The sequence below is a fragment of the Mesorhizobium sp. M7A.F.Ca.CA.004.06.1.1 genome, from assembly GCF_003999135.1.
Lineage (GTDB): Bacteria > Pseudomonadota > Alphaproteobacteria > Rhizobiales > Rhizobiaceae > Mesorhizobium.
The window spans coordinates 1-10,218 of the sequence record NZ_RZPQ01000137.1 but is presented as its reverse complement, the minus strand read 5'-3'; the positions used below and the strand labels follow the sequence as shown (position 1 = coordinate 10,218).

The following is a 10,218-nucleotide window of genomic DNA, read 5'->3' as shown; positions in this document are numbered from 1 at the left end:
GGCTTGCCGCGGGAGACATCTTCCGCCGCGACGATGATGGCCGGGACGGGGATGCCGGCGGCCTTCATGCGCAACAGCGCCAGCTCACGTGGGGCGGAGGTGACGATTGCCCAGCGTTCGGGCGGCAGCGAATCGAGAAATGCCACGGCGCCTGATATCTGGATAATGCCATCGAGATCGGCCGCCTCGGCCTTCAGCAGCAGATCAGCCTCGTATGCCGGGTCGACGCCCGGCAGTGCCAGGCCGGTGATGGTCTCGATCGCGCGCACGCCATGGATCGTCGGCAGGAAGGCGGCGACGTCGAGCCCCTGGCGGAGAGCCCAATTGCTCCACACCCGTTCCGCCGAGGCGATGGAATTGATGAGCGTGCCGTCCATGTCGAAGAGGAAGGCCGCGAATTTTCTGCCTGAATACATGATTTTCCTTGAGTCCGGGGAGGCGCTTGGTCGGGTGGCCGAACCTAACGTCTCGACTGCGGCAGGGGAAGACACGGGGGCGTGCTTTTCGATCGGCCCAGGGAACCACGATATCCTCCGGGCGTTTGGGAAGGACTGCTTCTCACAACAACGATCGAAGGGGGACCAACGGTGCTGATCCGGCTCGGCTACGAAATCGCCATCGAATGCGTAGCCGCCACGCCGGTGATTTCAGTGCTCGAGATCCATCGGGACAGGCAGGGCGACATCAAGCGGCAGACGCGGGTGCTGACCTCGCCCGCGGTGCCGACAAGGCTGTACCACGATCTGCATGGCAATGCCTGCCGGCGCTTCACAGCGCCCGCCGGTGGTTTTCGCATCCTGTACGACGCGGTCGTCGAGGACAGCGGCGAGACGGACGAGGTAAACACGCTGGCCAGGGAAGTGCCGGTGGCGGACCTGCCGGACGAAGTTCTCGGGTATCTCCTGGGCAGCCGCTATTGCGAGACGGATCATCTGAGCAGCCTGGCCTGGCAGCTCTTCGGTGACATCCCGTCCGGCTGGGCGCGCGTGCAGGCGATCGTCGACTATGTCCACAACCGGCTGTCGTTCGGCTATGGCTATGCGCGCTCGACCCGCACCGCGGCTCAGGCGCATGAGGAGCGCGTCGGGGTTTGCCGCGACTTCGCCCATCTGGCGATCACGCTTTGCCGCTGCATGAATATTCCGGCACGCTATGTGAACGGCTATCTCGGCGATATCGGCGTGCCAGCCGATCCGGCGCCGATGGACTTCTCGGCGTGGCTGGAAGTGTTCCTCGATGGCAAATGGTACACGTTCGATCCTCGCCACAACACGCCCAGAATCGGCCGTATCGTCATCGCCCGCGGCCGCGACGCCACCGACGTGCCGCTGCTGCACAGTTTCGGCCCCCACCGGCTCAGCCTGTTCAAGGTGTGGACCTATGAACAGGAAGGCAATCTGTTCAACCCGCCCTACCACGGCATCGACAGGACCGTCAGCGCACAGATGCTGGCGTAATCGCGACGCCTACCGATGCGACAGGGTGGCAGGGAGGTTCTTTCTAGGCGCAACTTTCGGGACACATGGTCCGCTTCGGCACAGTGAGCTTGTGCCGCAACAGGACGCCGTCGATGGCGTCGCGATGCCTTGGGCCAGATCATGGTAAGCGGCCGGTAAACGCGAGCGCCACGGTGCGTTCCCGTTTACCAACCGTTCACCTTTGCGGGTTCCAAAATTCAACAAAAACAATGACTTGCTGTTGGGAGGCGAGCTCTCTGCCAGGCCAAGGCATCATCCGGCGGGAATCCTGCATTGCCCTTTCCGCGGCGACGAGGCCGAGGCGAGTGGAGGCTGTAGGATGCGGAATTACGGGGGTCTTGTTCACGCGGTCGGCGGCTTCGCCAGGGATCGCGGTGGAAATTTCGCGGTCCTGTTCGGCCTTAGCGCCTCGGTCTTGGCGCTGGCAGCGGGCTTCTCGGTCAACGTATCGCAGCTCTACAATGCCAGATCGAGCCTCCAGAGCGTGGTCGACGCCGCGGTCACGTCGACGGCACGCGACCTGACGACCGGCGCCACCAACGAAGCCGATGCCGACACATCGGTGCAGGCCTTTCTCGACGCCAACAGCCAAGCAGGCATTCTGCAGGCCGACCAGATCGTGCTCGACAGGTTGATCGTCGACAGGACTGCCAAGACGGTTCAGGCCGACGCCCATATCGATGTCGCGCTGTACTTTCCGATTTTCGGCACGGGCGACATGAAACGCGTCACCGCTTCCACAACGGCGCTCTATTCGGACAAGACCGTCGAAGTGGCGATGATGCTGGACATAACGGGATCGATGGCCAAGCGCGGCAAGGTCGACAAGATCGGCGATCTGAAAGCTGCTGCAAAAAATGCTGTTCTGACGATGCTGCAGAAGCAGGATCCGCAGAACCCCCGCATCCGCGTAGCGATTGTGCCTTATGCATCTGGCGTCAACGCCGGCAAGCTGGCGGAAAACATCTATGCCGAGAAGCAAGGCAGCTCTGAGCTCCCACCCGTCGCCGGCAGTCCGCTTCTCGTCGCCAAGACAGGCAAAAATCTGCTGCCGTCCTTCAGCGACTACATCTCCATTGTCGGCGCGGCGATGCCACGCCCCGACAATTGCGCCACCGAGCGCAAGGACAAGAACGGCAACGCAGATATGAGCGCCGACGGCCCAGGCACTGTTCGCACCGACAGGAACGGCAAGAAATACTATGCCCTGGTCAACCGGGACGATCATCTCGGCGGAGGTATGAACAGGTGCCCTGGTGCGGAGGTGATCCCGCTGACCGCCGACTCCGATGCATTGCTTGAATCGATCGAGGACTTCCAGGCCGATGGCTACACGGCCGGCGCGATCGCCATTCAGTGGACCTATTATATGCTGTCGCCGCAATGGCGCACTGCAATCAGGAACGCCGGTCTCGGCAAAGGCGCCTCGGATGCCGATCCGAAGAAGATCGCCAAGGTCGCGATCCTGATGACCGATGGCCAGTTCAATACCGCCTTCGCCGGGGCTGGGGACAGGTACAATAGCCAGGGCAACCTTGCGCGCGGCAACGCCGAAACGCTGTGCGAAAATATGAAAAATGATGGCATCGAGATTTTCACCATTGGCTTCGATCTGGACGACAAGGACATGTCGGCAACCGAGCGGGATCAGGCAAAGGCGGTGCTGAAGGACTGTTCGTCGAAGGATACCTCCGCCGCCAAGAGGCATTTCTTCGACGTGTCCACCGGAGCCGAATTGGACGACGCCTTTCAGGAGATCATTCGCAACACCGAAAAGGTCGCATTGACCCAGTAGTCCGCAAACGGAAAAGGCCGCCGCTTCTTTCGAAGCCGGCGGCCTTCCGTGTTTCCGTCCGTGGCGCGGCCTTGGCGGCGACCTATCGGGTCACCCGCCGCGCATTTCGCGCCTTAACGGGAAGACTGCTTCCCGAAAGTGCAATCCGCTGAGGCCACGTTCTGGAAAACGAAATCACTCGACATCGGATCACCTCCTTTCGATTTGTTGAACACATACTGATGATGGGGTGCATTGCAGCAAAAGACAAGGTGCAGGTCTGAAATTAGCCAACGGGGGGCTTGGTGCGAGCCGCTTGCGATTGCCAGGCCGGCCGGGCAAACTTCTGCCTGGGGCCAGCATTCGGAGGAGTCGCATGGAGGCAGCCGAAAAGGCCGCTCGCATCGTTCGAACGGTGATCGAAACATTGAAACCGGGGTTTGCCGTCAGGCTATGGACCGGGGAGCGGATCGGCCCCGCCACGGGTCCGGTGCTCACCATCAACGACCAGGACATCGTCTGGCAGATCGTGAAGCGGCCGTCCCTGTCGACGCTGATCGAGATGTGGATTTCCAAGACGATCAACATCGAAGACGGGACGATTTTCGACTTTTATGCCCTGCCGTCGCAAGGCAAGCTCAGAACCAAGCTCAAATCGCTGCCGAAAATGGCGATCCTGGGCGACCTGCCTTCCGTGCTTTTGGCGCGCAAGCAGATGACGGCGCGGACCGATCTGTCGGGGCGCAATCCCTATGTCAGCGGTTCGAGCCAGGAGGCGATCCAGCATCACTACGACATTTCGAACGCCTTCTACCGGCTCTTCCTCGACGAGCGCATGGTCTACAGCTGCGGCTACTTCAAGGATTTCGCCAACAGCATCGACCAGGCGCAGATCGACAAGCTCGACCATATCTGTCGCAAGCTCCGGCTGAAGCCTGGCGAACGACTGCTCGACATCGGCTGTGGCTGGGGAGCGATGCTCATCCATGCCGCGAAGAACTATGGTGTTATCGGCCACGGTGTCTCGCTGTCGCAGGCGCAGACCGATCTTGCCCGCGAACGCATCCGCGCCGAAGGGCTGGAGGACCGCATCACCATCGAGATCAAATCCTATGCCGAACTCACCGGCTCGTTCGACAAGATCTCGTCGATCGGCATGTTCGAACATCTTGGGCTCGCCAACCACGCCACCTATTTCAAGACCATTCATCGCCTGCTGAAGCCGGGCGGCATCTATCTGCACCACGCCATCACCCGGCGCAGCAAGGGCGACATGAAGAAGACCCTGCGCAAGGGGCCGGAGTACAAGGCGCTGCTCAAATACATCTTCCCCGGCGGCGAACTCGACACGATCGGAATGACAACAGGCAATCTCGAGGCGCATGGTTTTCTCGTCTACGATGTCGAGAACCTGCGCGAGCACTATGCCCGCACCTGCAGACTGTGGGCGGAGCGGCTGCACGAAAGGTTCGACGAGGCAATCGCCGAGGTGGGCGAAGCCAAGGCACGGCTATGGTTGCTTTACCTGACGGGCTGTTCGATCACCTTCGAACGCGCCTCGGCGCAGATTTTCCAGACCGTCGTGACCAAGCGCGCGCGTGGTCCAAGCGGCCTGCCGCCGACGCGGGCGGATCTGTATCGATAGCTTACAGGAAGCGCATCGCGTCGCCGGTTTCGACGCGCGCCGGCCGGTCGACCGTGCAATAGACGCCGAGATTGTGGGCGTTATGGCGAACCAGATTGCGCAGGATCGCCGGATCATGGTCGAAGCCATCCTGGGCGATGATGGTGAAACCGCAGCGGCGGCAGGGTTCGGAGATGGTCAGCAACAGGTCGCCGATGGCAAGCTTGCGGCCGATCCATTCCGTCTCCGGAAACGACCCTTCGAGTGCCGCCATGTCGACGACGATGTTGGGACGAAAACGGCGCGGATCGGGGGTGCCTTCCGGATGCAATGCCTTCAGGCGCGCCAGCGAAGCCGTGGTCAACAGATGGATCGGCGCCTTGCGATAACGCTCCGCCGTCAGCGGGCCGGAATAGTCAGGCGCGGCATTCTCGCGACGAAACGGCCGGATCGAGGCCTCGAAGCCGAGATAGGCCGATACCGCGCGGTCGCTCTCGATACTTGGCGCAGCCAGCCAGTTGCCCTCGGGAACGGCAATCTCGAGTTCCAGGGTCGGCGACAGCCGGGTTCGGATGCGCGGCACCTTGTGCCATTTCGGGTCGCGGTCCGGTCGCGCGATCTCATTGTCGGACGCGTCGACAAGGCCGAACATGCGGTCGCCCTTAATGCTCTCGATGTCGACCGAGATTGTCTCCCGGCGCTCGCCGGCAAGCGAACTCGCCGGATAGCGCCAAAGCTCACTGACAGTGCCAAGCGCTGCCTGCATCAGCTCTTCTTGTTTTGCCGGTTGGCGACCAAATCATCGACGACGGCCGGATCGGCGAGCGTCGAAGTATCGCCGAGCGCTGAAAAATCGTCCTCGGCAATCTTGCGCAGGATGCGGCGCATGATCTTGCCGGAACGCGTCTTCGGCAGGCCGGGCGCGAACTGGAGCTTGTCGGGCGAAGCGATGGCGCCGATCTCCTTGCGGACATGGGCGACCAGCTCCTTGCGCAGCTCCTCGCTCGGCTGCTCGCCGGCCATCAGCGTGACGTAGCAGTAGATGCCCTGTCCCTTGATGTCGTGCGGATAGCCGACGACGGCGGCTTCCGAAACCTTGTCGTGGCTGACCAGTGCGGATTCGACCTCGGCCGTGCCCATGCGATGGCCGGAGACGTTGATGACGTCGTCGACGCGGCCGGTGATCCAGTAATAGCCGTCGGCGTCACGGCGGCAGCCGTCACCGGTGAAATACTTGCCCTTGTAGGTCGAAAAATAGGTCTGCACGAAGCGGTCGTGGTCGCCATAGACGGTGCGCATCTGGCCCGGCCAGGAATCGGTGATGCACAGATTGCCGTCGGCCGCACCTTCCAGCACCTTGCCCTCGCCGTCGACCAGCTGCGGCTTGACGCCGAAGAAAGGCCGCGTCGCCGATCCCGCCTTGAGGTCGGTGGCGCCGGGCAGCGGCGTGATCAGGATGCCGCCGGTCTCGGTCTGCCACCAGGTGTCGACGATCGGCACCTTGCCGTTGCCGACGATGTTGAAATACCACTCCCAGGCTTCCGGATTGATCGGTTCGCCGACCGAACCCAGTACGCGCAGCGACTTGCGCGATGTCTTGGCGACATGCGCGTCGCCGGCGCCCATCAGCGCGCGCAGCGCCGTCGGCGCGGTGTAGAAGATGTTGACCTTGTGCTTGTCGATGACTTCCCAGAAGCGCGACTGCGACGGATAATTCGGCACGCCTTCGAACATCAGCGTGGTGGCGCCGTTGGCGAGCGGGCCGTAGACGATGTAGCTGTGGCCGGTGACCCAGCCGACATCGGCGGTGCACCAGTAGATGTCGCCGTCATGGTAATCGAAGACATATTGGTGGGTCATCGAGACGTAGACGAGATAGCCGGCGGTGGTGTGCAGCACGCCCTTCGGCTTGCCGGTCGAACCCGATGTGTAGAGGATGAACAGCGGGTCCTCGGCCTTCATCTTCTCGGGCTTGCATTCGGCTTTCACCGTCGCGACCTCGTCGTGGTACCAGACGTCGCGGCCTGAAACCCAGCCGGTCTTGCCGCCGGTGCGGCGCACGACCACCACCTTTTCGACTTTCGTTCCGGCTTTCGCGGCGATCTCGATCGCCTTGTCGGTGTTTTCCTTCAAAGGGATGGGCTTGCCGCCGCGCAGGCCTTCATCAGCCGTGATGACGAAGGTCGACTTGCAGTCGTCGATGCGGCCGGCCAGCGCATCCGGCGAGAAACCGCCGAAGACGATCGAATGGACGGCGCCGATACGCGTGCAGGCCAGCATCGCATAGGCGGCTTCCGGGATCATCGGCATGTAGATGGTAACGCGATCACCTTTCTTGACGCCGTGTTTCTTCATCACATTGGCGAGCCGGCAGACATGCTCGTAGAGCTCGTTATAGGTGACCTTCTTGTCATCGTAGGGATTGTCGCCTTCCCAGATAATGGCGGTCTGGTTGCCGCGCTTCTTCAGGTGCCGGTCGATGCAGTTGTAGGAAACGTTGGTCAGTCCGTCCTCGAACCATTTGATCGAGACCTTGCCGTCGAAGGAGGTGTTCTTGACCTTGCTGAAGGGCTTGAACCAGTCGATGCGCTTGCCGTGCTTGCCCCAGAATTTGTCCGGGTTCTTGACGCTGTCGGCATACCATTTCAGGTAGGTGTCATTGTCGATCAGCGCGTTTTTCTTCCACGCCGGCTGGACGCGATGGACATGAACCTCGGACATTCCTGACTTTCCTCCCGAACCAATCGCCGGCTTGAAATGCCGGCGGGATCGCGGCGACAGGGCCGCGAATTCGGCGGCATTATTACCAGTTCCGCCGTTACGGCAACATTAGACGTTGGATTCGCGCGGCGGGATGCCGCAGGGGGCTTCCCCGAGGCTGTCAGCACTCGGCCAAGTGCGCTGCTAACTGCATGTTTTCGCATGCTAAAGCCGGTTCAGATGAAGAAAAAATCAATAGACGATTAATCAGCGGCGCGCACAATCAGCCATGGGAGGACAGGCGAATCAACCTGGGGACCGTAATGCGCGACCATGCCGAAATGGACCTGATGCTCAAAGGCTATGGCTTGACCACGGCCAAGATTCTCTATCACTTTCCCGATCACCCGCATCTGCTGCAGAGCTTCATCTGGCAGGACTACGATCTGGCGCCGAAGTTTCCGGTGCTGATCAAGTTCATCGAATTCTGGAAGGCCAAGCTGGACGGGCCGCTGCATTCGATCAGCTACACCCACCAGAAGCTGATCGCGCCGAATGAGTGGCGCAAGGTGGATGGGGAGTTCGTGCTGCACTGAGAGCAGTAGGCAGGCATTTTGTCGACCATTAGTGGTTGGCGCAAACGCCTATCGCGTCGTCATCCACGGGCGAAGCAAGGAGCGAAGCGACGCGGCGCAGACCCGAGGATCCATGCCGGGACTCCGAAGCGTCACAACGGTGCAGAATTCTGCTCCGCTGCACTTTACGGCCAAGGTCGCGGCATGGATCCTCGGGTCTTCGCGACGCCGCTTCGCGGCTGCTCCGCCCGTGGATGACGAAGTTGAGGGGCTTCGGCTACCCCCAAATGTCTCTATGGCGGCCCCGGAACGTAAGACTGTGACTTAATCAAACAGCCGGCGGGTTCAGCCGGGCAAAGCCTTCCTGCCGCCGATACGGGAAGTACGGGTAGGGCGCGGTGACTTCGCTTGCGGCGTCGAGTTTCCCGATCTGCTCCGGCGTCAAGGTCCAGCCGACGGCGCCGAGGTTCTGGCGAAGCTGTTCCTCGTTGCGGGCGCCAATGATGACCGACGACACGGTCGGGCGCTGCAGGAGCCAGTTGATGGCGATCTGCGGCACGGTCTTGCCGGTTTCCTGCGCCACCGCATCGAGCGCATCCATCACCCGATAGAGATGCTCGTCCTCGACCGGCGGTCCGAAGCTTGCCGTGTCGTGCAGCCGGCTCTTTTCCGGCAAGGGCTGGCCACGGCGGATCTTGCCGGTCAGGCGGCCCCAGCCAAGCGGGCTCCACACGAGCGCGCCAACGCCCTGGTCGAGGCCGAGCGGCATCAGCTCCCATTCGTAGTCGCGGCCGACCAGCGAGTAGTAGACCTGGTGCGCGACATAGCGCGGATAACCGTGCTTGTCGGCTTGCGCCAGCGACTTCATCACTTGCCAGCCGGAGAAATTGGAGACGCCGACATAGCGCAGTTTGCCGGCGCGCACGAGTTCGTCCAGCGTCGACAAGACCTCCTCGATCGGCGTCCCGGCATCGAAAGCGTGCAGTTGCAACAGGTCGATATAGTCAGTGCCGAGGCGCTTCAGCGCGGCGTCCACCGACTTGATCAACCGCGACCGGGAAGAGCCATAGTCAGCCGGTCCGTCGCCCATCGGCAGCGCGGTCTTGGTCGATATCAGGACGGCATCGCGGCGGCCTTTTATGGCTTCGCCAAGCACCTCTTCCGAGGCGCCGTTCGAATAGACGTCGGCGGTGTCGAACAAATTGACGCCGGCCTCCAGGCAAATGTCGATCAGCCGCCGCGCCTCCCTGGCGTCGCTGTTGCCCCAGGCGCCGAACAGCGGGCCGGAGCCGCCAAAGGTTCCCGCGCCGAATGAGAGTGCGGGCACTTTCAGGCCCGATGCACCGAGACGTCGGTAGTCCATCTTTTTACTCCTGTGGAATGAAGGGTGTGGGAAGCGGGTTTGCAGAGGACGGTCACGACCGGATGGAGGCAGGCTCGCCGAGCGTGGCGGTGCGATCGAGACGCAGCGCCAGCCCCGCCACACCGAGTGCCGCGAGCGGCAGCAGGGCGGCGACCCAGGTAAGGGAGCCCAGGCCAAGGCCATGGGCAATCACCGCACCACCAAGCCAGGCGCCTGCCGCATTGCCGAGATTGAAGGCGGCGATGTTGAAGGACGAGGCGAGGCTCTGGCCGGCACCTTGCGCCTTGTCCAGCACCCACATCTGCAGCGGCGCCACTGTGGCGAAGGCGGCGGCACCGAGCAGGCCGACATAGATGACGGCCATGACCTGGCTGTGGATGGCGAAGCTCATGGTGGCGAGCACCAGGGCCAGCACCACGAGACTGCCCAGCACGGCCGGCACCAGCCAGCGGTCGGCGACCTTGCCGCCAAGCAAATTGCCGGCGATGAGACCGCCGCCGAAGACGAGCAGGATCGGCGACACGGCCGCTTCCTTGAAGCCGCTGATCTCGGTCAGCAGTGGTGCGATATAGGTGAAGACGGCGAAGACGCCGGCATAGCCGAGCACCGTGGTGGCGAGGCCGAGCAGGACGGGCGTGCGGCGCAGCACGGCGAGATCGGCGCGCAGATCGCTCTTTTCGGGCGCCGTCCGGCTGCGTGGCACC

Annotated in this window: 9 protein-coding genes; 4 read left to right on the top strand and 5 right to left on the bottom strand. The window is 62.3% G+C overall.

Annotated features, from left to right (window positions below; all coding sequences use genetic code 11):
* Window positions 1-416: HAD family hydrolase (locus tag EN906_RS11310; RefSeq protein WP_348629275.1), on the bottom strand; the 416-nt coding region annotated here is incomplete at its 3' end.
* A 171-nt stretch (window positions 417-587) separates the two neighbouring features.
* Here EN906_RS11310 and EN906_RS11305 point away from each other — a divergent pair.
* From EN906_RS11305 to EN906_RS11295, 3 genes are all read left to right on the top strand, one after another.
* The gene (locus EN906_RS11305) at window positions 588-1,457 is read left to right on the top strand and encodes a transglutaminase family protein (protein WP_127269220.1); all 870 of its coding nucleotides are present in this window, start codon (window positions 588-590) and stop codon (window positions 1,455-1,457) included.
* Window positions 1,458-1,797: 340 nt separating this feature from the next.
* Window positions 1,798-3,273, top strand: coding sequence for a TadE/TadG family type IV pilus assembly protein (locus EN906_RS11300; RefSeq protein ID WP_127269219.1), 1,476 nt, complete (start codon window positions 1,798-1,800; stop codon window positions 3,271-3,273).
* Window positions 3,274-3,628: 355 nt separating this feature from the next.
* Complete coding sequence (locus EN906_RS11295) at window positions 3,629-4,897, top strand: cyclopropane-fatty-acyl-phospholipid synthase family protein (protein ID WP_127269218.1); 1,269 nt, start codon at window positions 3,629-3,631, stop codon at window positions 4,895-4,897.
* Window position 4,898: 1 nt separating this feature from the next.
* On the opposite strand, the gene EN906_RS11290 is transcribed toward EN906_RS11295, so the two are convergent.
* Window positions 4,899-5,642 carry an MOSC domain-containing protein gene (locus EN906_RS11290; protein ID WP_127272273.1) on the bottom strand — a complete coding sequence of 248 codons (744 nt, stop codon included), beginning with the start codon at window positions 5,640-5,642 and terminating at the stop codon, window positions 4,899-4,901.
* Window positions 5,642-7,597 carry an acetate--CoA ligase gene (gene acs / locus EN906_RS11285; RefSeq protein ID WP_127268243.1) on the bottom strand — a complete coding sequence of 652 codons (1,956 nt, stop codon included), beginning with the start codon at window positions 7,595-7,597 and terminating at the stop codon, window positions 5,642-5,644. The genes EN906_RS11290 and acs overlap by 1 nt, the downstream gene beginning before the upstream one ends.
* Window positions 7,598-7,899: 302 nt before the next feature.
* On the opposite strand from acs, the gene EN906_RS11280 reads away from it, so the two are divergent.
* The gene (locus tag EN906_RS11280) at window positions 7,900-8,172 is read left to right on the top strand and encodes an usg protein (protein ID WP_013529022.1); all 273 of its coding nucleotides are present in this window, start codon (window positions 7,900-7,902) and stop codon (window positions 8,170-8,172) included.
* Window positions 8,173-8,479: 307 nt separating this feature from the next.
* Here EN906_RS11280 and EN906_RS11275 read toward each other — a convergent pair whose 3' ends face one another.
* Both EN906_RS11275 and EN906_RS11270 read right to left on the bottom strand, forming a co-directional pair.
* The gene (locus tag EN906_RS11275; RefSeq protein ID WP_127268244.1) at window positions 8,480-9,514 is read right to left on the bottom strand and encodes an aldo/keto reductase; all 1,035 of its coding nucleotides are present in this window, start codon (window positions 9,512-9,514) and stop codon (window positions 8,480-8,482) included.
* A 52-nt stretch (window positions 9,515-9,566) separates the two neighbouring features.
* Window positions 9,567-10,218: MFS transporter (locus EN906_RS11270; RefSeq protein WP_164777149.1), on the bottom strand; the 652-nt coding region annotated here is incomplete at its 5' end.

Excerpts from the sequence above, each read along its gene's own strand:
- EN906_RS11300 (WP_127269219.1), top strand. The coding sequence starts at position 1,798 with ATGCGGAATTACGGGGGTCTTGTTCACGCGGTCGGCGGCTTCGCCAGG.
- EN906_RS11295 (WP_127269218.1), top strand. The coding sequence starts at position 3,629 with ATGGAGGCAGCCGAAAAGGCCGCTCGCATCGTTCGAACGGTGATCGAA.
- EN906_RS11290 (WP_127272273.1), bottom strand. The coding sequence starts at position 5,642 with ATGCAGGCAGCGCTTGGCACTGTCAGTGAGCTTTGGCGCTATCCGGCG.
- acs (WP_127268243.1), bottom strand. The coding sequence starts at position 7,597 with ATGTCCGAGGTTCATGTCCATCGCGTCCAGCCGGCGTGGAAGAAAAAC.
- EN906_RS11280 (WP_013529022.1), top strand. The coding sequence starts at position 7,900 with ATGCGCGACCATGCCGAAATGGACCTGATGCTCAAAGGCTATGGCTTG.
- EN906_RS11275 (WP_127268244.1), bottom strand. The coding sequence starts at position 9,514 with ATGGACTACCGACGTCTCGGTGCATCGGGCCTGAAAGTGCCCGCACTC.